Annotated in this window: 22 protein-coding genes; 7 read left to right on the top strand and 15 right to left on the bottom strand. The window is 43.0% G+C overall.

Annotated elements, in window-relative coordinates; genetic code table 11:
- Window positions 1-196: 196 nt before the first annotated feature.
- The 15 genes from nadA to Q4A14_RS04040 form a co-directional block, all read right to left on the bottom strand.
- On the bottom strand, window positions 197-1,132 hold the full coding sequence (nadA, locus tag Q4A14_RS04110; RefSeq protein WP_303170137.1) for a quinolinate synthase NadA: 936 nt from the start codon (window positions 1,130-1,132) through the stop codon (window positions 197-199).
- Between the two features lie 22 nt (window positions 1,133-1,154).
- A complete protein-coding gene (nadC, locus tag Q4A14_RS04105) occupies window positions 1,155-2,003 on the bottom strand; it encodes a carboxylating nicotinate-nucleotide diphosphorylase (RefSeq protein WP_303170136.1) in 849 nt (282 codons plus the stop codon).
- Window positions 1,990-3,597 (bottom strand): L-aspartate oxidase, encoded by a 1,608-nt coding sequence (nadB, locus tag Q4A14_RS04100; protein ID WP_303170135.1) that lies wholly within the window; start codon window positions 3,595-3,597, stop codon window positions 1,990-1,992. The genes nadC and nadB overlap by 14 nt, the downstream gene beginning before the upstream one ends.
- Window positions 3,598-3,677: 80 nt before the next feature.
- Entirely contained in the window at window positions 3,678-4,589 is a 912-nt protein-coding gene (gene xerA / locus Q4A14_RS04095) for a site-specific tyrosine recombinase/integron integrase (RefSeq protein WP_303170149.1), read from the bottom strand.
- A 146-nt stretch (window positions 4,590-4,735) separates the two neighbouring features.
- Entirely contained in the window at window positions 4,736-5,080 is a 345-nt protein-coding gene (rplT, locus tag Q4A14_RS04090) for a 50S ribosomal protein L20 (protein ID WP_303170133.1), read from the bottom strand.
- Between the two features lie 137 nt (window positions 5,081-5,217).
- The gene (gene rpmI / locus Q4A14_RS04085) at window positions 5,218-5,415 is read right to left on the bottom strand and encodes a 50S ribosomal protein L35 (RefSeq protein WP_025838402.1); all 198 of its coding nucleotides are present in this window, start codon (window positions 5,413-5,415) and stop codon (window positions 5,218-5,220) included.
- Between the two features lie 93 nt (window positions 5,416-5,508).
- A complete protein-coding gene (infC, locus tag Q4A14_RS04080; RefSeq protein ID WP_303170128.1) occupies window positions 5,509-6,108 on the bottom strand; it encodes a translation initiation factor IF-3 in 600 nt (199 codons plus the stop codon).
- A gap of 69 nt (window positions 6,109-6,177) precedes the next feature.
- Window positions 6,178-8,133 carry a threonine--tRNA ligase gene (gene thrS, locus Q4A14_RS04075; RefSeq protein WP_303170126.1) on the bottom strand — a complete coding sequence of 652 codons (1,956 nt, stop codon included), beginning with the start codon at window positions 8,131-8,133 and terminating at the stop codon, window positions 6,178-6,180.
- 300 nt (window positions 8,134-8,433) lie between these two features.
- Entirely contained in the window at window positions 8,434-8,901 is a 468-nt protein-coding gene (locus tag Q4A14_RS04070; RefSeq protein WP_303170124.1) for a hypothetical protein, read from the bottom strand.
- A 182-nt stretch (window positions 8,902-9,083) separates the two neighbouring features.
- On the bottom strand, window positions 9,084-10,037 hold the full coding sequence (locus Q4A14_RS04065) for an NAD-dependent epimerase/dehydratase family protein (protein ID WP_303170123.1): 954 nt from the start codon (window positions 10,035-10,037) through the stop codon (window positions 9,084-9,086).
- A gap of 509 nt (window positions 10,038-10,546) precedes the next feature.
- The gene (locus Q4A14_RS04060; RefSeq protein WP_303170122.1) at window positions 10,547-11,191 is read right to left on the bottom strand and encodes a GNA1162 family protein; all 645 of its coding nucleotides are present in this window, start codon (window positions 11,189-11,191) and stop codon (window positions 10,547-10,549) included.
- A complete protein-coding gene (locus Q4A14_RS04055) occupies window positions 11,188-11,556 on the bottom strand; it encodes a DUF4810 domain-containing protein (RefSeq protein WP_303170120.1) in 369 nt (122 codons plus the stop codon). Before Q4A14_RS04055 ends, Q4A14_RS04060 begins: the two co-directional genes overlap by 4 nt.
- A gap of 4 nt (window positions 11,557-11,560) precedes the next feature.
- Window positions 11,561-12,382, bottom strand: a complete 822-nt coding sequence (locus Q4A14_RS04050; RefSeq protein WP_303170119.1) for a purine nucleoside phosphorylase I, inosine and guanosine-specific — start codon at window positions 12,380-12,382, stop codon at window positions 11,561-11,563.
- 31 nt (window positions 12,383-12,413) lie between these two features.
- Window positions 12,414-13,700 (bottom strand): amidohydrolase, encoded by a 1,287-nt coding sequence (locus Q4A14_RS04045; RefSeq protein ID WP_303170117.1) that lies wholly within the window; start codon window positions 13,698-13,700, stop codon window positions 12,414-12,416.
- An 85-nt stretch (window positions 13,701-13,785) separates the two neighbouring features.
- Entirely contained in the window at window positions 13,786-15,147 is a 1,362-nt protein-coding gene (locus Q4A14_RS04040; RefSeq protein WP_303170116.1) for a dipeptidase, read from the bottom strand.
- 395 nt (window positions 15,148-15,542) lie between these two features.
- On the opposite strand from Q4A14_RS04040, the gene Q4A14_RS04035 reads away from it, so the two are divergent.
- The 7 genes from Q4A14_RS04035 to Q4A14_RS04005 form a co-directional block, all read left to right on the top strand.
- Window positions 15,543-16,577 carry a DUF4837 family protein gene (locus Q4A14_RS04035; protein ID WP_303170115.1) on the top strand — a complete coding sequence of 345 codons (1,035 nt, stop codon included), beginning with the start codon at window positions 15,543-15,545 and terminating at the stop codon, window positions 16,575-16,577.
- A gap of 65 nt (window positions 16,578-16,642) precedes the next feature.
- Window positions 16,643-17,755 (top strand): 4-hydroxythreonine-4-phosphate dehydrogenase PdxA, encoded by a 1,113-nt coding sequence (pdxA, locus tag Q4A14_RS04030; RefSeq protein ID WP_303170147.1) that lies wholly within the window; start codon window positions 16,643-16,645, stop codon window positions 17,753-17,755.
- 37 nt (window positions 17,756-17,792) lie between these two features.
- Window positions 17,793-18,254 carry an adenylyltransferase/cytidyltransferase family protein gene (locus tag Q4A14_RS04025; RefSeq protein WP_303170113.1) on the top strand — a complete coding sequence of 154 codons (462 nt, stop codon included), beginning with the start codon at window positions 17,793-17,795 and terminating at the stop codon, window positions 18,252-18,254.
- A gap of 8 nt (window positions 18,255-18,262) precedes the next feature.
- A complete protein-coding gene (locus Q4A14_RS04020) occupies window positions 18,263-19,003 on the top strand; it encodes an SDR family NAD(P)-dependent oxidoreductase (RefSeq protein WP_303170111.1) in 741 nt (246 codons plus the stop codon).
- Window positions 19,004-19,008: 5 nt separating this feature from the next.
- The gene (locus tag Q4A14_RS04015; protein ID WP_303170109.1) at window positions 19,009-19,926 is read left to right on the top strand and encodes a CDP-alcohol phosphatidyltransferase family protein; all 918 of its coding nucleotides are present in this window, start codon (window positions 19,009-19,011) and stop codon (window positions 19,924-19,926) included.
- 19 nt (window positions 19,927-19,945) lie between these two features.
- The gene (locus tag Q4A14_RS04010; protein ID WP_303170107.1) at window positions 19,946-20,806 is read left to right on the top strand and encodes a lysophospholipid acyltransferase family protein; all 861 of its coding nucleotides are present in this window, start codon (window positions 19,946-19,948) and stop codon (window positions 20,804-20,806) included.
- 19 nt (window positions 20,807-20,825) lie between these two features.
- The coding region (locus Q4A14_RS04005) for a cation:proton antiporter (RefSeq protein WP_303170105.1) at window positions 20,826-22,381 on the top strand (1,556 nt) is incomplete at its 3' end.

Below are 22,381 nucleotides of genomic sequence, written 5' to 3'. Positions count from 1 at the left end.
GACTCTGCTCAATAGATCTCAATCCAAAGAAGCCACGCCCTTTTATCTCAGAAGCATATAAACCAGAAAGAGGCGATACCATAATATTTATGGTACCGCCTCTTAAAATATATCAAAGATAAGGGTAGTTGAAGATATCAGACTTTGTCCATCTTAAATGAAAGATAAAACTCTCAATATCAATTAGAGTTCAACATCACTTGATACTCATCATTCTTTCGATAGAAACAATAGCCTTATCTCGAATCTCCTTATCAACCTTCACCTCATAGCGTTCATACAAAAGGGCATCCCTAAGGGCTTCAAGAGTAGTGAGTTTCATATATTCACAAGTATGCTCAGGCACCAAAGGGATAAAGACCTTGCCCGGATATAGTCGTCGAAGTTCGTGCAATGTTTCGGGTTCTGTTGCTATAACAAAAGTATTGGTCTTTGCTTGATCCGGATGCTTCATGATGCCCGCTGTCGAACCCACATAGCACCTCTCATGCTCCAAGACCTTCGGATCATCACAAGCTACAGACTCCGGATGGATGAGAATATCTGCTTCGGGATAAAGTTCCGCAAACCGAAGAACGACATCCGATGTAATGTGGCGATGAACATAACAATCTCCCTGCCACAACTCCATATTACGCCCTGTCATTCTGTTGATATAAGCTCCAAGATTTTTGTCCGGACCAAAAAGAATAGGCACATCTGTGGGTAAGGACTGTACAACCTTCAAAGCATTGGCAGAGGTAACACAGTAGTCTGTCTGTGCCTTAACTTCGGCAGAAGTGTTGACATAGCTCACAACAAGACCGTTAGGGTGTTCCTCTTTCCATTTGGCAAGCTGTGCCCCCGTAACACTCTCGGCAAGCGTACAACCCGCATTTTCAGCCGGTATGATGATCTTTTTATCCGGAGAGATGATCGAGGCAGTCTCGGCCATGAAGTGTACTCCGCAAAAGACTATGATATCGGCTGAAGTTTCTGCAGCCTGCTGAGATAGTCCCAAAGAGTCTCCCAAATAGTCAGCAGCTCTCTGCACCTCCGGACGAGTATAATAGTGTGAGAGGATGATAGCGTTCTTTTGTTTCTTTAGTTTGTCGATCTCTTTGTATAGAGCGTCTTGAGTTGATTGAGTCATGATGAGTTTTTAATGTATATGTTTAGTCTGTGAAGTTCATACTGATATCGAGAGCTTTGACACTGTGAGTAAGAGCTCCCATGCTGATAAAATCGACTCCCGTGCGTGCAACATGAGCGATAGTGTCAATAGTGATATTTCCGGAAGCCTCTGTTTTTGCTCGTCCCCCTACGAGATTCACAGCTTCGGTCATTTGCTCCAATGACATATTATCAAGCATGATGATATCAGCACCTGCTGCTAATGCTTCTCGGACTTCATCAAGTTTTTTAGTTTCGACCTCGATCTGGATCGATATAGGCAATACCTGCTTGGCATGAGAGACAGCTGCAGTTATACTGCCGGCTGCTTTTATATGATTATCCTTGAGCATCGCCATATCATAAAGTCCCATTCTGTGATTTGTTCCACCCCCATGACGTACTGCCAACTTGTCTGTCAGCCTGTGACCGGGCAATGTCTTACGGGTATCCAAAAGACGAGTATTCGTTCCGTTAAGTTTAGCTACACATTGGGCTGTCATTGTCGCAATGCCTGACATTCGCTGCAAAAAGTTGAGCATGATACGTTCACTACTTAGCAACTGAGCGTAGGAAGCCATTATCTTAACAATATCCTGCCCCTTGCTCACAGTATCTCCATCCCGAACAAGAGGAATAAACGTATTATCACCCAGTTTGTCGATCACCATCTTTGCCACCTCTAAACCTGAAATGACCCCATCAGCTTTAGCTGTCATAATGGCGGTAGCTTGCTGCCTCTGAGGTATAATGGCTTGAGTTGCCACATCTCCGGTAAAAAGATCTTCCTCAAAAGCTATAGAGATAAGTCTATCAACGTGTTGATAAAAGATACTATTATGATTGTTCATTATGAAGTAAGATTTTAGAAATTCCACACTTATTTATTTCTGTCCGATACGCCAAATCATCCGAAAGAGTCTCAGGATAGTCGCTTCGATAATGCCCTCCCCGGCTCTCACAACGTTCTAAAGCAGAACGAGCAATGAGCCAAGCCACCCTAAGTCTCATATACATAACATTTGCACTTAAAAATTGAGAGCGATGTGGAGCTATTAAGAGCATCTGCTCTTCTATCCAAGAGATTGCAGCAGAGAGTTGATCATGATGTCTAATAATCCCAACATTTCGCATCATCAACATCCTAAGTTCAGAAAGGAGAGGTTTGGCAACAGTTTCTTTCCAAGTTGCTTCCTCTTGCGGAGAAGCAAAACTGTAAGCATCAATGATTTCCTTTGTCTTCGCTTGAAATTCATCATCAAGAGATCGAGAACAAGCGGCATCAGCTATACGCTTGGCAAAGACAGCACACTCCACCAAAGAGTTTGAAGCAAGTCTGTTTGCTCCCATAACCCCTGTAGAAGACACCTCCCCCACTGCATATAACCCCTTTAAGGATGTTTGCCCATTAAGTTCTACTTTTATACCTCCCACCGTATAATGAGCAGCAGGAGCGACCGGGATCTGGTCACCGAGATCATAGCCAAACTTCCGGCAATGCTTCGCAATAGATGGAAATCTATGCAGTATATATTCGGGATCAAGGTGTTTGAGAGAAAGGATTACATGAGTGGAATGCTCTCGCTCCAAGACTTTGAATATTTCTCGTGCAACAACATCTCTAGGAGCAAGCTCTTCAAGAGGGTGAATCCCAACCATGAATCGCCCCCCCCTAGCATCCAAAAGATGCGCTCCTTCTCCCCTGACTGCCTCACTGATAAGAAAACTGGACTCTGATGCAGCGCTATAAAATGCAGTGGGGTGAAACTGAACAAACTCCATATCCATGATATCTGCTCCGGCTTCATAAGCCATGGCAATACCATCCCCCGTAGACTGAAGAGGATTGGTCGTAGGAGTATAGAGTGCTGCCGCTCCACCTGTTGCCAAGATTACTGTCCCGGATAAGCATGCCTCTATCTCTTCAGACTCGATGTCATAAGATATTATCCCATAGACCCGATCATTGTCTACAAGTAATTTAAGAACATGATGATTGAGAAACAGATCAATAAGATCATTTGATTTAACCTGCTCAATCATAAATGATGTAAGCATTCTTCCTGTCGCATCCCCCCCGGCATGTAATATCCGTTTACGATGATGCCCACCTTCCAGAGCAAGTGCTAAGTGCCCACTCTCCATATCAAAGAGCATCCCTAAGTCTATTAGTTCTCTGATGCGTTCGGGAGCTTCTTCCGTCAGGATCTTGACCGCTTCAGAATCACACAACCCACGACCGGCCTCCATAGTATCGCGAAAATGCAAAGCGGGCGAGTCCTCATCCGTCATCACAGCAGCCATACCACCCTGTGCCATATAAGAATTACTTTCTTCCATAGATCGGTTTGAGACCAAAGCAACCTTCCCTTTCTTAGCTAGAAAGAGAGCAGTATATAGTCCCGCAAGTCCCCCTCCCACGACTATAAAATCGTACATTCTCATACTTTAGTATCAGATTATCGTAATCTCTTGTGTGCAGTTTTGTGACAAGTAGTGCTTTGAATGACAAAGCTACAAAGTTTTTACTTATTACGAGGATGATGTAGTAATATTTCGTCTTTGATTTTACTCCTATCTATATGCGTATAGATTTCCGTCGTAGAGATATTTGCATGTCCGAGCATCTCGCGTATTGCCTGTAAGTGCGCTCCACCCTCCAAAAGATGGGTGGCAAAGGAATGCCTGAAAGTGTGCGGTGAAATCGTTTTTTGAATGCCGGCCTGAGAAGCCAAGTCCTTAATAATCATAAAGATCATTTGGCGACTGATAGCAGTACGCAGCCTATTAAGAAAAAGATGATGCATATAAGTAGGCTTTGCTTCAATCTTCTGTCTTATAGGTAGGTATGCAGATATCCGATCAATGGCATCAGGAGACATTGGAACCAACCTCTCTTTTTCCCCCTTCCCTATAATTCGCACAAAACCCGCCTCCAAAAAAAGCTGAGAAAAAGTCAGGGCACACAATTCGCTTACACGCAAACCACAACTGTACAGGAGCTCAATGATCGCAGCATTACGCACACCAATATCTGAAGTGGTATCGATGGAAGATATTATAGTATCAACTTCTTCAACTGTAAGGATATCAGGAAGTGTACGCCCAATATAGGGAGAATCCAACAACTGAGTGGGATTCTCAAGTACAATCTCCTCCAACTCAAGAAAACGATAAAACGACTTTATTCCTGATATTACCCTCGCAACAGAAGCTGGCCCGATCCCCAAATCATACAAATAGCTGACAAAGTTTTGTAAATCATCGTACTCTAAGACAATCAGATTTTTATTTTTATGATCTGCATATGTCAAGAGATGCTTGAGATCATTGGTATAGGATTGTAAAGTATTTTCAGAGAGATTTCGCTCAAGTATCAAATAATGTTTATAGTCCTCCAATATCTCTCTTTGCAATGATAAGTTATCCACTCTCATATTTGCCCATTTTGTGCGAAGGTAGTTAAAAAACAAATGACAACTTACCGCTTGGTAGATTGCCATTTATTCTGATACAACCTTACCTTAAAAGTAAATTAACGGTAAGACTGCAATGTAAGTGTGATAGTATGATTATACTTTTTTTACTTCGCTTGGTCAACGATAGCCTTGAATGCTTCAGGGTGATTCATAGCGAGGTCAGCAAGGACCTTTCTATTGATTTCGATACCCCTGGCATGAAGAGCTCCCATAAGCTTTGAGTAAGTAGTACCTTCAAGGCGTGCAGCTGCATTGATACGTTGAATCCAAAGTGCACGGAAGTTTCTCTTCTTGTTCTTACGATCTCTATAAGCATAGGTAAGACCCTTTTCCCATGTATTCTTTGCTACGGTCCACACATTGCGACGAGCACCGTAATAACCACGGGTTAGCTTCAAAATTCTTTTTCTCTTCGCTCTGGAAGCGACATGATTTACTGATCTTGGCATAGTTTCTAAAAATCTTATGAGTGTGGGCGGTCTACATTACAGTCAGACGCTTAAATTCAAAAACAGCTCAACACTCTGTTAAAAAAATCTTTTAGTGTAATTTACGTCCATCCCATGTAGGGACACAACATCTTATCTTATCTAAGACCAAGCATTGTCTTGACGTTCTTCTCATCGAACTTATGCACGAGAGATGAGTTAGTCAAGTTTCTCTTTTGCTTCTTAGTCTTTTTGGTCAAGATGTGGCTCTTGAACGCATGCTTACACTTGATTTTACCTGATCCGGTGAGGGCGAACCTCTTCTTGGCACCGGAAATAGTCTTCATTTTAGGCATTCCAAATACTAATTGTTAAGTTGTAATTATTATATCAGACGATATGCCTTATCGTCCTGTTATAGTTCTTAAAGCATGTATGCAGCGAACTGCTTACTCCTCACTATCCGGCTCTTCCTGTGTTTGAGGCTTGGAAACATCTTTTTTCTTTCCGCTTCCGGCCTTCTTGGGCGAAAACATCATGATCATGCGTTTTCCCTCAAGTACAGGCATTTGATCAACCTTGGCAAACTCTTCCAAATCCGTTGCAAAGCGGAGCAATAACATCTCCCCTTGATCCTTAAAAAGAATCGAACGCCCACGGAAGAAGACATAGGCCTTCAACTTACAGCCATCCTCCAAAAATCCCTTGGCGTGTTTTAGCTTGAAGTTGTAGTCATGATCATCGGTCTGAGGGCCGAAACGAATCTCCTTGACAACAACCTTCACAGACTTGGCTTTCTGCTCCTTTTGCTTTTTCTTCTGCTGGTAGAGAAACTTTTGGTAGTCCATCACCTTGCACACGGGAGGATCCGCATTAGGAGAAATCTCCACAAGATCCAAGTCCTGCTCATCTGCGATGCGCTTTGCTTCGGCAAGGCTATATACCCCTTGCTCCACATTGTCACCGACCAACCTCACTTCCTTTGCGCGGATACGCTCGTTGATACGATGCTGTTCTTTTGAATCCTGAGGTCTTCTAATGTTTGCCATTCAGTATAATTAAATAGTTTAACGATCTTTTCTTCTAAAATGCAGTGTAGATCAGAGGTTTCTCAGAGCTTAATCTTTTTTCCAAGAATTCATCTGTTCGTCAACTACCGACAAGATACGGTTTGCAAAGATAGTAATTTCTTCCGAACCTAAATCACCTTCACCATGTTTTCTCACAGATACTGTGTTAGTTTCAGCCTCTTTCTCTCCCACAATGAGTAGATATGGGATGCGCTTAAGCTCATTATCACGGATCTTGCGACCGATCTTTTCGTTACGATCATCGACATAAGCACGGATATCATTGCGAGCCAAAGTCTTTGCCACGCCATAAGCGTAGTCATTATACTTCTCACTAATAGGAAGGATAGCAACCTGATCCGGAGCCAACCACAACGGGAATCGACCTGCAGTGTGCTCGATCAACACTGCCACAAAACGCTCCATCGAGCCAAATGGCGCACGGTGGATCATCACAGGACGGTGCTTCTTGTTGTCCTCACCGGTGTACTCAAGATCAAATCTTTCGGGTAGGTTGTAGTCCACTTGGATTGTCCCCAACTGCCATCTACGTCCCAAAGCATCCTTGACCATGAAGTCCAACTTAGGCCCATAGAAAGCAGCTTCGCCGTACTCGATCTTTGCTTGCAGGCCGACTTCCCGACAAGCATCGATGATCGCTTGTTCTGCCTTTTCCCAGTTCTCTTCCGAGCCAATATATTTCTCTCTGTTCTCCTTATCTCTGAGGGAGATCTGAGCCTCAAAGTTTTCAAAATCAAGAGCCTTAAAGATGATAAATATAATATCCATCACTTTGATAAACTCTTCCTTGATCTGATCAGGACGACAGAATAGGTGGGCATCATCCTGAGTAAAGCCCCTCACACGAGTAAGCCCATGGAGCTCCCCACTCTGCTCATAACGGTAAACGGTACCAAACTCTGCGAGACGCACAGGGAGATCCTTGTACGAGCGAGGCTTGGTCTTATAGACCTCACAGTGATGAGGACAGTTCATCGGCTTGAGCATAAACTCTTCACCCTCTTGAGGTGTCTGTATAGGGCAGAACGAGTCAGCACCATACTTCGCATAGTGACCGGAAGTTATATAGAGGTTCTTGTGCCCGATGTGAGGAGTCATCACCTGCTCATAGCCATGTATCTTTTGGATCTTCTTCAAGTACTCTTCGAGAGAAAGACGTAGCTGTGTACCTCTTGGCAACCACAACGGCAAACCCGCACCCACGTTCTGAGAGAACGCAAAAAGTTCGAGTTCCTTACCGATCTTACGGTGGTCGCGCTTCTTGGCCTCTTCGAGAAGTTCGAGATACTCATCGAGCATCTTCTTCTTCGGGAAAGTGATCCCATAGATACGTGTAAGCTGACGGCGCGTTTCATCGCCACGCCAATACGCCCCTGCTACGCTAAGGAGCTTGATCGCCTTGATGGGAGCAGTATTGATCAAGTGTGGGCCTCTACAAAGGTCTGTAAATCCACCTTGAGTATAAGTCGTGATGGTACCGTCTTCGAGGTCTGTAATGAGCTCCACCTTGTACTCGTCCCCCTTGCCATTCCAAAAGTCAAGGGCATCTTTCTTTGAGATCTCTCTGCGTTCAAGGGTAGACTTTTGAGCTGCAAGCTCTTGCATCTTCTTCTCTATGGCAGGGAGATCGGACTCACGTATCTGCACATCCACACCCGGATCCACATCATAGTAGAAGCCCGCCTCAATAGCAGGGCCTATACCAAACTTAATCCCCGGGTAAAGCTCCTGAAGGGCTTCAGCCATGAGGTGGGCACTGGTGTGCCAGAAAGCGTGCTTACCCTCTGCATCTTCCCACTTGTGCAACTTCACCTCTGCATCCTCTGTAATAGGACGAGAGAGATCAACAATCTTTCCATTGACGGTTGCCGCAAGCACATCTTGAGCCAGTCTACTGCTGATGCTTTCAGCGATCTGCAATGCAGTCACACCGGAAGCATACTCTCTCACCGATCCGTCAGGAAATGTGATATTTATATTCATACTTATATTATTGGTCCTACGCCCTACCCGTCAAAAACATTACACTTCAATAGGTAAGACACTTTGTTTCAAAATACTTAATAACCCCACAAAGTTAATATTTTTTTGTCTCATCTAACACCAGAGTTATCAATAATATAAAGGCGATAGGCTCAAGTATCAAGCCCAAATTTAGGGGTCAAGAGTTGTTATCTAAAAAATATATTTATTTCCCCTCAAATTTTCACATCATCTTCATGCTACCCTTTCGAATATTCTTGCATTATTAGACACATGCCTCTGATAGAGTTAAAAGCAGATTTAATGATTTGAATCCTCACAAATTCTTGCGGATCTGTTTTTGTTGATTATAAAAGTTTGGTTGCTACTAAAAATACCCAAATCAGTCTGTGCTATATCTGAGAAATCAATTACAGAACGTGAAAGAATCTCAACCTTTTTAAGCATATCCGCTCTTAAAATCAACAAGGTATTTATATTATCCAGCATTGTTAAAGTTTTCAGCTCTGACAAGTCGGCTTCCTTGCATTTAATGTTATTGGTTGTAATCAAGGAGTCCGGATCCATATAAGGGGTAATTATACAAAAATGAGTCCATTCTCCACCCTGTATAGTATCTAATGAAAAGACCTTATCGACCTCTATTCTTTCAATCTTGCTCTCCAATTCTTTTGAAAAGACATGACTCTCCTTACGACAGGATGTAATAGAACAGAGAAATACTATAACTATAAAAGCAGTGCTTAAGAAGAGATTCTTATTTTTCATTGAGATATATTTATTATAAGATTTGTTGTACATATGATGCGAAGCGATAATCTAGATAAATTACCCCTCTGCCTTGACAAAATGATTGACGAAGTCAAAGACAAACCTCCTCCGGAGATCCAAAACAGAATCCACGGAGGAGGCATATCAACTCTTTCTCAGATTAGGAAAAGTTTATCTCCTTACTTCAACTTTTCTCGAAGTTTAGCAAGCATATCGACGGTCATTGAGTCCAAGTCGTACTTTGGAGCCCAGTCCCACTCGTTGCGAGCGCATGAATCGTCAAGAGAGTTTGGCCATGAGTTTGCGATACCTTGGCGTAGCTCGTCGATCTCATAAGTCATCTCGAATGTAGGAATCTGCTTACGGATAGCAGCATAGATCATCTCAGGATCGAAGCTCATAGACGCGATGTTGAATGAGTTACGGTGTATAAGGCGTGATGGATCAGCTTCCATGAGGGATACCATACCATTCAAAGCGTCAGGCATATACATCATATCCATAAATGTACCTGCTTGTAGAGGGCAGACGAACTTACCTTCTGTGATCGCTTTATAGTAAATATCCACCGCGTAGTCAGTAGTACCACCTCCCGGAGGTGCGATGTATGAGATAAGACCCGGGAATCTCACCGAACGTGTATCCACACCAAATCTCTTGAAGTAGTAGTCGCTAAGGAGCTCACCTGCAACCTTGGTTACACCATACATTGTCTTAGGACGTTGGATGGTGTCTTGTGGTGTATTGTCTTTTGGAGTTTCAGGACCAAACGCACCGATCGAACTTGGAGTAAATACAGCACAACCCTTCTCGCGAGCGACTTCAAGGGTATTGAAGAGACCACCCAAGCCGATGTGCCATGCAAGTTGGGGCTTGTTTTCAGCAACTGCAGAGAGTAAAGCTGCGAGGTTGTAGATCGTGTCTACATTGTACTTTGCAACGACATCTGCAATCTGCTGGGCATTTGTAATGTCCACAATCTCGGCAGGACCACTCTCTAAGAGTTCACCTGTAGGAGGTGCAGATGGGATATAACCGGCAACGATATTGCCGTCCTTGTAAATACTGCGAAGGTACATTACCAGCTCAGAACCAATCTGTCCTGTTGAGCCAATGATGAGGACATTCTTCATAACAGAAAGTTTTGTTGATTATTTAGGTTATTGAATTATATTCACTTATTGCGTTTTAAGCATTTGCGGAGACAAAGTTAGTATATCAATACGATGTGACAAACAAAACATATATTTTTTTGATGATCGGCAAATTCTGATCGCTCAAGACTCTCAAGATCGAATCTATTCAGCTAAACATTGCAAGGCATATCCCCGACTACATCAGTTCTTATTTTGAACGAGATAGAGGCCGGAGTATTTTCCACAGAGATACGTGTTCGGACGACATTACAAAAAGAAGAAGACCTCTCAAAATCAATGTGCCTAACTTAATAAATCAATGTGCCTACCTTGATGTATCAAGTTAGACAACCTTTTTCTGCATCCAACAAAGCATATTCTTTGATTTAAGAGCATGGAGATGTTTTTCATTCTTCCAGATGTAAAAAAGGCTCATGATGAGATAAACTCCTCTCATCATGAGCCCTTTCCCTATTATCGCCAGATACGGTCTTAAGGCACAAAATTTAGTACAAACTATACTTAGGAGCGTAAGGACCGTCAGGTAATGGCCGAAAAAGAATATTGACACCATCCTTTGCTACCGTCCGCTTACTAGTAAGTAACAGGTAAATGGAGTTCCAGATCAGATATTCTGCTATCCCCTCATCAGGCATCACCCCTGCAGACTCTGAGTTGTAGATACGATTTTCAAACAATATATCTCCTGAGTGCGTGGACTTCATCAGGCAAGAGACATCAAAACTCCTTGTAACACCGATCACAGAGGCTGACCACCCATTGACTCTGACAAGTACTATCGCATCCGCACCGTATTGGGCATAGAGCCTCCGAGCCGAATTTTCCACATACCATTCCGGATCGTCCTTATCCAATCCATCCATAATCTTATCCACACTTGAAGGAGATAGGACATAATATCCCTTCTCCGCCAGTGCCATAGCCACGATGGAAGACACAAATGCTTTCCCTCTTTGATCAAGCATGTGCCCTATAGGCGGCATGATAAGGACTGTACGCGGTCTCTCTCGCTTAATCGTGTCAAATCGGATACCGGAAGTTCGCCCCTGACTGAATTTCGGGGAGCACCCGGAAACAATAAAAAGCACAACTGCGACTATCAAGACTCCTTTACCGAATAAATATCTCATTTCTTAAACTTCTCAATAATTGCAGTGACAAAAACCTTACTCTCAGGATAGTTGGCAATCTCTAATTCCATCATCTTAATACCCTCATCCACAGCACCACTCATAGCAAGTTCACAGCCATATTCGAGTAGTATGCCGGGTGGTGGAGTCCGCCTAAAACCGCTTTGATTGGAAATGAGAGCCTTATACCTGTTGATATTCTTTTTATTGCCTTGATAATCGGGACTCATACTATCGATCACCAGATCCTCATAGCCTTGCCACGAGTATAGTGCCTGATAAGTCGTTCCACAGCCTTGAAAAAAATAAGTCAGCACACACATGATCGTGAGTGTCAACTTATATGATAATTTGGTGCTACGCATATCGTCAATACAGAGACTTGATCAAATTCACAAAGATCTTGCCCATCCGACCTGCAGCAGCGTTAGCCTGCTTGATAACATCATCCCCATCATTGACAAAGTCATCTTCAAAATGATACCCTTCATTGGTAATGACACTCATACCAAAAACACGAATATCACAATGACGTGCAACAATAACCTCAGGCACTGTACTCATACCTATGGCATCGCCACCAATGATATTAAGGAACTTATACTCGGCAGGAGTCTCATAAGAAGGTCCTGTCCATCCGACATATACACCCTTATGCATCGGGATATTCAGATCTTTACCGATCTGTTCTGCTCTCTTGATGAGTTCACGATCATATGCACGAGTCATATCACTGAAGCGTACACCAAACTCAGACATATTGGGTCCGATGAGAGGGTTAGGTAAAAGGTTGATGTGATCTCCTATGATCATCAAATCCCCAACCTTGTAACCCCGAGATACTCCTCCGGCAGCGTTGGATACAAAAAGGAACTCAATACCCAAAAGTTTGAATACCCTCACATGGAATGTTACTTGATCCATGCTGTAGCCCTCATAATAATGAAAGCGTCCTTGCATCGCTATCACCGGGCTGCCTTCAAGCGTCCCGACAATGAGGTTACCCTTGTGCCCGATGGCGGTTGATTTAGGGAAGTGAGGTATATCTGTATAAGGGATAATCTTTGATGCAACGATATTGTTGCCCAATTCACCTAACCCACTACCCAAAGTGATTGCACACTTAGTATTTTCGGGAATAAGAGGTCGCAAATACTCCGCAGCCTCCTTATAGTGTTCAAATGGAATCATAACAAAACCTGTATTAAAATTTTTATGGCACTCAGTTATTATTTCTCCTATGACTACGTTCAAAAAGATCATTGGTAACCTCTTGTCCCTTGACCTTTATCGCGTCTTCGTCCTTTACCTGGCGATGAAGCATTAATATTTCGCCATCAACAATCGTGGTGTCTACACAACTACCTGCCGCAGCAAACACAAGATTTGAAGTAAGATTGTGCAACGGAGTCATCTCCGGCAGTGTCAAATCTATCAAACACAAGTCAGCTAATGCTCCGGCTTCTATGCGTCCACCATCAATCCTCAATATTTCAGCCCCTGTAGTGGTTGCGGTCTCCAAGATCTGGTCAGCACGGACAGCTTTCGGATCAAATCTCCAAGCCTTACCAAGCAGCGATGCAAGCTTCATGGCAACAACCATATCAAGATTGTTGCTTGATGAACATCCATCAGTGCCCAAGCCCACTTTAATCCCCTTCTCTTTCATTTCGATATAGCGGAAGTTGTAGCCTGAGGCCAACTTCATGTTGGACGCGGGGTTATGTACAGTCGAGCATCCGTAATCGGCAAGCATCTGAAGCTCCTCACTATCCATCCATAAAGAGTGCGCCAAGACAAGACGTGGAGACAATACTCCAAGTTTCTTGAGATACCTGACCGGAGTCATACCAAACTCTCGAGTGCTATCTCGCCACTCTTTGTAAGTTTCGGCCAAATGAAGATTGACAAGACAATCATGCTCTTCAGCAAACTTGTGAGAGAACTGTAATTGTGGTGCAGAAACGGTATAAATAGCATGAGGGCCAACAGCAAACCGGACCCGATCAGGCATCTTTGAGAAAAGATCGTAGTAATAACTGCATCTTTCCCTATCCAACTTTGCCCGTGCATCATCCCAACGGTCAAAAAGTGTATAAGAGAGCACCGCTCGCATACCACTGTCAATGACTGCCTGAGCCGTGGCTTCAGGGAATGTATACATATCCAAAAAGGCTGTCGTACCACTCTTTATCATCTCGAGGCACGCCAATCTTGATCCCCAGTATATGTCATCTTTTGTAAGATGAGCTTCTACCGGCCAAATCATATTTTCCAGCCAATCCATCAGGTCAAGATCATCACCATAACCTCTGAAATAAGTCATGGCTGCATGGGTATGACAATTGACAAAACCCGGGATCACAGCCATAGAAGAAGCATCAATGACTTGAGCCTCCGGACGCTGAATTACGTCAACCGAACCTACTTCCTTTATCCTCTTACCTTCAATGAGAATATCCTTTCGGTCACCTGAAAGCAGAAGTGCGTTTTTAATGATTATTGCCATTTGCATTCAGTAAGAATGGGCGGGAGTATCTTGACAACACTCCACACCCGACTCTGTTGTGTTATTAAACAAAGATCCGATACTATCAGTGACCAAACTTTGAATAAAAAGTTGCCACTGTTTCAATACCCTTGTAGAAAAGATCGACAGGGAAGTTTTCATTAGGAGAGTGGATCGCATCAGACTCGAGACCAAACCCCATGAGGATTGTCTTGATTCCCAATATTCGCTCAAATGTTGCAATAATGGGGATACTTCCGCCTGTGCGCAAACCAAGAGGTTTCTTTCCGAATGTTGCAAGATAAGCCTCTTCAGCGACCTTGTAAGCAGGCATATCTATGGGGCAAAGGTAGGCTTCGCCACCATGTAGAGGAGTCACCTTGACCTTGATATAGTCCGGAGCAATATCCTCAATATATTTCACAAAATCCTGAGAGATCTTGCGGAAATCTTGATTGGCAACAAGACGAGTAGACACCTTAGCATACGCCTTTGAAGGCAACACTGTCTTTGCACCTTCTCCGGTATATCCACCCCAAATACCACAGATATCAAATGATGGTCTACAGCTGTTGCGTTCGAGAGTATGGAAACCTGCCTCACCCTTCACTGCCTTGATATCAAGAGCCTTTTTATACTCCTCCTCGTTAAAAGGTGCGGCAGCAATCATTTCTCTTTCAGCAGGAGAGATTTCGAGCACGTCATCATAAAACTCTGGGATCGTAATGCGTCCGTTTTCATCGATCATCTTAGACATGAGGACACATAATTCATTTATTGGATTGGCTACAGCGCCACCATAGTGTCCGGAGTGCAAATCCCTATTAGGACCTGTAACCTCAATCTCCCAATAAGCCAACCCACGAAGACCTGTAGTGATCGATGGGATGTCTTTTGCCAACATACCGGTGTCGCTGACAAGGATCACGTCGGCTTTTAGCTTTTCCTTATACTTTTCACAGAATGGAGCGAGCGAAGCCGAACCAACTTCTTCCTCACCTTCAAGGATCACCTTCACATTACATTTTACAAGTCCGAGTTTATTGGCTGTTTCAAACCCCTTAACTTGTATCATAGATTGCCCCTTATCGTCATCCGCACCTCGAGCCCAAATATATCCATCGCGGATCTCAGGTTCAAAGGCCGGAGATTTCCACAATTCTACCGGTTCCTCCGGCATCACGTCATAGTGACCATACACAAGGACAGTAGGATAATCAGGAGAGATGATCTTATCTGCATATACAACGGGGTTGCCATCGGTAGGCATGACCTCAACATTTTCCAAGCCGCTTGACATGAGGATTTCAGCCCAGCGATTGGCACAAGCAATCATATCGCCCTTATGCTCGGACTTTGCGGAAACTGAAGGTATGCGGATAAGAGAAAAAAGCTCTTCGATAAATCGGTCTTGATTCTGAGCTACATAATCTTTGATCTGTGACATAGTCAAAAAATATTTAGTTTGATGATTGAATTCGTTTTTTCAAAAGTAGTATAATATTGGCAAATAATCAAATGAACAAGCGTATATACACGACCATCTCTACTTAAATACCCGAGCTCCGAAAAGATATACATCTTTCAAAAACAAGATGCCTACCTTGATCGATCCAGATGTCTACCTTGATGCATCAACTTAGACAACTTTTTTCAGACCCTTCAAAACAAGAGAACACAGGCTCTAATCTCAAAATATTAATTCCACCGCTCAACCATGATTAAATCTCGTTTGTAGTGAAGCTTTGAAACAACATTCAAAGGAGGAAATTTATCTTCACATACAGACCTTCTTAATTATATATGTGTTATCTTTGTGGGAAACACATAAAAATATTGTTTATGAGACTAAATATATTCATCCTGACTTTTATGATAATATCTGTCTTTACAAGTTGTGGCAGATCCAAAGGCAAGCAAACTCCGTTTGAGGCCAGTGGCAGAGCACTGCAACTCGTGGCGGTCCTCCCTGATGAATATAACACTGATGAATTCAAAGCTAACATCAAAGAGGTCTTTGCCGGACCTATTGGTATCCTACCTCAGGATGAGCCGGCCTGTGACATGATGTATACAACACATTCAGGATTTGATAAACTATTCAAGATATTCCGTAACATCCTTTATATCGATATTAATGACCAAAGATATACACGAGTAGGGCTACACATAACAAGAGATGAATTTGCGGGAAATCAACTTATAGTGACTGCTAAGGCTCCGACATTGGAGTCAATGAAGGAAATGCTGACAACTCAGAAACAATACCTCTCAGACCTCTTCTACAAAGAAGAGTTGACCAGAAGTCGAAATCTCCTCGCACATACCTACTCATCTAAAATGGCTAAGATGGTAGAAGACTCCATCGGAGGAGTTACTGCCAACCCTCTTGAGGAAATCAAATATGTGACAGGAAAGAGAGGTTTTGTGTGGGGATCAACCCAAAATCCAAGAGGACGTATCGACATCGTGGTCTACGACTTCCCCTATACTGATCCCAACACCTTTACAGCAAACTATCTTGTCCGCAAACGTGACTCTGTGATGATGGAGAACATACATGGGGAGTTTGCCGACTCATACATGACAACAGAAAAACGTCTTCCTCAGAGATTCACAGCCTTTGAACAGGATGGTATCTATCGTGGGGAAATGCGTGGTCTATGGCAGATGGAAGGCGACATGATGGGGGGACCGTATGTGATGCATGCTGTGGTCGATGAAGCCAATGCACGCGTTGTCGTGATAGAAGCATTTGTCTTTGCCCCAAGTAAAGAAAAGCGCAATCTACTCCTCTTAGGAGAAAGTGTGCTCTACACCCTTCGTCCGGTAAACACTGAGGTGTCGACGACTCACATCAAAACCCCAAAACAATAAACTAAAATATTCATCCTAACTTTTTTTGGGGATATATCTTCACGATCTTACTGGAAAAGACTACAATACAACAACGCATGATTAAAATAGGAATAACTCACGGGGACTACAATGGTATCGGCTACGAGGTCATTTTGAAAGTCCTTTCAGAGCCGGCTTTATTTGATTTGTTTACGCCGGTCATCTACGGCTCGCCACAAATTCTCTCGTACTATCGAAAGATGCTTGACATCAACACCACGACACCTATAAACATCGTAAAGAAAGGTAGTGAAGCTCAAGATGGACTCATCAACATCGTCGCGACAAGCGAAGAGAGCATAGAAGTTAAGGTCTCACCAGGAGAGCCTTCGAGGTATGCGGGGTCCCTTGCAGCAAGAGCCCTTCTTGATGCTAGACGCGATGTCATGAATGGAGAGATAGATGCTGTTGTCACAGCACCCATCAATAAGGATACAATACAGTCGAGTGACTTTTCACATCATGGGCATACAGAGTTCTTCAGCGAACCATTTCCCAATCATAGACACATGATGCTCTTTGTTTCGGGCGATCTCAGGGTTGCAGTCGCAACATCTCATTGCCCTCTGAAGGATGTATCATCCTTACTATCAAAAGAACTTATATATCGCAACATCATAGACCTTGAGCAAACGCTAAAAAGAGACTTTGGCGTGATCAAGCCTCGCATTGCGATTCTGGGGCTGAATCCTCATAGTGGAGAAAACGGATTACTGGGGACAGAAGAGTTAAACATCATCACTCCGGCACTTGAGGAGGCATGGAAAGAAAATCGCTTTGTGTTTGGTCCTATATCTCCTGATGGCTTTTGGGGAAGCCACATGTATGAAAACTTTGACGCCGTACTTGCCATGTACCATGACCAGGGACTCATCCCATTTAAACTCATGGCCATGGACGTTGGGGTCAATGTAACGTGTGGCCTTCCGATAGTCAGGACTTCTCCAGATCACGGCACTGCCTATGATATAGCAGGTGAAGGAAAAGCTAATGAAGAGTCTATGCGCAATGCAATATATCAGGCGATAGACATCATACGTCATAGGGAGCGTTATGATGAAGCAAATGCCAACCCGCTTAAGAAAAGATTTGTCGAGCGCGGTCATGACAACATCAAACTGGACCTCACAGGAGACCACGATGTAAATTGTGACTGATCAGACAGTTATTCAACAATATACGAAGATAGCAACTATGTTCAGAGACAAAACCATTGTTTACACCTCGGGTACGTTCGACATGTTTCACTATAACCACCTGAGGATGATCAATTATGCAAGAGCCATTGCTGATATACTCATCGTGGGTGTCAGCACTGATGAATTGGTACAGACATACAAACCGGCACCTATTATCCCGTTCAATGAAAGGATGCAGATCATAGAGGCCTTGAAGACTCCTGATATCGTGATACCGCAGCACTCTCTCAATCACACAGAAATCGTCAAAAAGCTAAATATAGATGCATTCGTAGTAGGTGATGACTGGTATGGGAAGTATGACTATCTCAAAGATCTCGGAGTACAAGTCTTTTATTTCCCTTATGGTACCGGGGTGTCTACCACCGAAATTAAAAAGACCATCCATGCCTCATATGAGTCTCAGCTTCAGCACGAAAGGCAGGCAAAACCAGCCAACCTGGAGGAACTTGACTAAAGTAAATCATGGCAAAGAAGTTTGACAATATCCTCATCACAGCCGGAACCAAAGGAATAGGACTTGCCGTAGCCAAGGCTTTTGCAAATCATTGTGACCATCTATGGTTGACATATGCATCAGATCACAAACAAGCTGATCAGGTGGCAAGTGAGTTGACCCAAATGGCTCCTCAACTCTCTGTACACGCCGTTGTTTGTGATGTCACAGACTCAAACTCAGCTCAAGAACTCCTCAAAGAGATGAAAGCCAAAGCCTTCGTGCCTGATCTCATGATAATGAATGCAGGAGTCACTAATAGAAAATCTCCTTTCGAAATCACAGATGAGGAATGGGATGCCGTATTTCAGGGCAATGTACACTTTCCTGTAAAAGTTATCAGAGAAATTGCACCCATCATGAAAAGCGGCAGTGCAATCATCTTTACAGGATCTATGATGGCTATACACCCCCACTCTGTCTCCTTATCGTATGGAGTAACTAAAAGTGCTGTGCATGCGCTGGTAACAAATTTGGTCAAGCACCTGGAGCCGTATGGCATCAGAGTCGTTGGTATAGCACCTGGATTTGTGGACACAGAGTGGCAGAAAAACAAGCCTGTGGAGGTACGAAAAAGTATCGAAGGGAAGGTGGCTTCCCACAGATTTGCAGCACCAGATGAGATCGGCAGTGCATTCAAAATGGTAGCAGAGAATGAGTACTTTAATGGGGACATCATCTCACTCTCCGGAGGCTACTCATACAAATAAAAGAAATGAACGAACAAGACAAAGAGTATCTCAGCTCTCTAAAATTCATCGAGACTGAAAACTATATAGACAGGAAGTTTTACAGGCCCTTGGGTTTTAAAATTGCCAACGCAATCAAGCATACAGGCATAACCCCCAATACGGTTACCATCATAAGCATATTTGTAGGGATCGCAGGTGCTTGTATGTTTTACTTTACAGGAAATGTAGGATTTACCTTCCTTGGAATACTGGGCATGGTGTGCGCAAACATATTAGACTGTGTTGATGGGCAGCTTGCACGCATGACCGGAATAAAGTCCGAAATTGGTCGTATATTGGATGGCATCGCAGGAGACCTTTGGTTCCTAACAATATATACGGCACTTGCACTGAGGATCTATGATAATATCGGATCAATGTGGATTTTCATAATCGCAGGACTGTCTGTAGCTTCACACTTCACACAAGCTGCTTTGACCGACTACTATAAGACCTTGCATCTGTACTTTGTGAGTCCAGAAAAAGGAAAAGAATTTGACACCCCTGCGTCTGTCCGTTCAAAGCTGAAAACACTTCCGGTGGGGATAAACAAACTTTTCACAATCCTCTATTTGTACTACACTACTTTGCAGAGCAAGTTGACTCCAAATCTGGGAGTAATGATACAGAAAATAGATGAGAAATACTCTGCCAACAGCATTCCGCAGCATATAAGACTCAAATACAGGCAAGGAAGCATAATCGTAATGAAGTGCCTTGATCTCCTCACATTCAATGGAAGATCGATACCCCTCTTTATTATACTCATCACAGGGCATGTATGGTTCTACTTCTTATATGAGATAGTATTCCTAAACATTATCCTGATTGTTTCCAAAAATCAACACGAAACTCTATGCAGATATATTTCTGAAGAGATCGATAAAACTCAAAGTAACTAAAAGGAAAACTAAAATATAAATGAAAAATAAAGAGGTCATTTCCGTAGAAGACTTGTCTAATATACTTGGCCCCTTTTTTAAGAGCAGGATGGGACGCGTATTGGGAAAGCGCTTGCTCAAAACTCTTAAAATCGACAAGATAAATGCCATACATAGGACTTATTATCACTTGAGGGGAGGAAAGTTTACCTCCGCTGCACTAGAACATCCATTCATACAAGTATCATACAGGATACATGGTGAAGAGAAAATAGAGCAGATGAAAAAGAGTGGTGCATTTATTGCAGTCGCCAATCATCCCTTTGGAGGGCTCGATGGACTCATGTTGATAGATGTAGTAGGAAAGGCCAGACCAGACTTCAAAGTAGTAGCAAATCGTTTTCTGACTTACATCAAAGCCCTGGAGGACAGTTTTATCCCCGTAGTACCAAGACAAAACAAGTCAAGCTACAACCATAATGCGACTGAAAATGTTAATAGTATAAAAATGATCTCTGCGCACATAAAAGAGGGAAAGCCGATAGGCATATTTCCGGCGGGCGGTATTGCGAACAGTAAGTTCGGACAAGAAAAGGGCAATGAACAATTGTGGCAGATGAGTAGTATAAGGATGGTGCGCTCTGCGGAGGTACCTGTATATCCTATCTACTTTGAGGGAGAAAACTCCAAAGCATACTACTACCTCAATAGGATCAGTTATATGCTTTCGGTATTAAAAATCCCATCCGAACTATTCAATAAGAAAGGGAAAGAAATTGGTGTTTATATAGGAGATCCTATACTACCAGAAGAAATCCAAAGGTATAAAAACAACTCTGACCTTCGAGATTTTCTGATGGACAAAACCCTTAATCTGCCATCAAAGTACAACGAACAGTGAAAAGATAAGTGAAATAAGAATGAGTCAAACCCACCCCACAAATAAACTAAGAGGCACATTTTTCTATATAGTCCTTCTCCTACTTGGAGCGGGAGTATTGTGGTATGTCTCATCCGTATCTGAAACGCCATCAGAAGATCAGGTAGAAAGTATGGGACTGCTTGAGACATTGTCTAGTAGTTTTAAAACATTTGTTCACTTTGTACTCGAGCACCTGTCCTCTCAGTTTGGACTTCTCCTTATTCAAATTATTGTCATACTTCTTTTTGCAAGAGCCGTAGCTTGGTGCTTCACTAAGATTGGTCAACCTTCTGTGATCGGAGAAATATTGGCGGGTATCATATTGGGACCCTCAGTGTTAGGTTTTTTCTTCCCAAATGCTTTTGCGACACTGTTCCCCACAGAAAGTCTTCATAATATTTCCCTATTAAGTCAGTTTGGTCTCATTCTCTTCATGTTTGTGATAGGAATGGAGCTTGAAATCAGTGAGATAAAGAAGAAGCTGCGAAAGACATTGATTATTTCTCACGCAGGTATTGTCATCCCATTTGTTTTAGGGGCCATACTATCCATCTTTCTTTTTGAAGATTATGGGGGGACACATGGAGAACTACTTCCATTTGCACTCTTTATAGGTATTTCAATGAGTGTGACAGCATTCCCCGTGTTAGCAAGGATCATCCAAGAAAAAGGGCAAATGAATACCCATATCGGGATACTCTCCTTGGCAAGTGCTGCGAGTGGTGACATTACAGCATGGTGCCTTGTTGCAGTCATCATGGCTATAGCGCAGGCAGGATCAGCAATAAGTGCATTGTTTACAATCCTATTTGCTACAGTATACATGCTTGTGATGTTTTTTGTGGTAAAGCCGGTATTCAAATTGGTAGGGAAACTGTACAACAACTCTGAAATCCTCACCAAGGGCGTCATATCCATTATATTCCTAACTCTTCTAATATCATCCTACCTTACGGAAATCCTTGGTCTGCATGCACTCTTTGGAGCCTTCATAGCAGGAGTAGTAATGCCGGAAAACTTTAAATTCAGAAGACTCTTGACAGAAAAAATCGAAGATGTCTCCCTCTCAATCTTCTTACCCCTCTTTTTTGTGGCCTCTGGTCTACAGACAGAAATTGGCCTACTAAATACCCCATACTTATGGTTCATGACATTACTCATTACGATTGTAGCCATTATCGGAAAACTTGGAGGGACCTATATTGCCGCTAGAGTAGTCGGAGAAAACAAGTATAATAGCGTCTACATGGGAGTACTTATGAATACAAGAGGACTCATGGAGCTTGTCATCCTATCAATGGGTTATCAACTAGGGATTCTCTCCCCGATCATATATGCAATGCTGGTACTCATGACCCTTGTCACAACATTTATGACAACTCCGCTCATTGAGTTGGTAGACAGGATAATGAAACCAAATACAAAAAGTTCCAGACACAGTCTATCAGATAGTATAAATATATTATTCTCATTTGGTCGAGTATCAACCGGAACTCTGATGCTCAACCTTGTAAGCACATTTTTCCCTAACAAGGGCAAAGGTGCACAGGTTAC

Source organism: Porphyromonas sp. (assembly GCF_030529325.1).
GTDB lineage: Bacteria > Bacteroidota > Bacteroidia > Bacteroidales > Porphyromonadaceae > Porphyromonas_A.
This window is presented reverse-complemented; position numbering and strand designations above follow the sequence as displayed.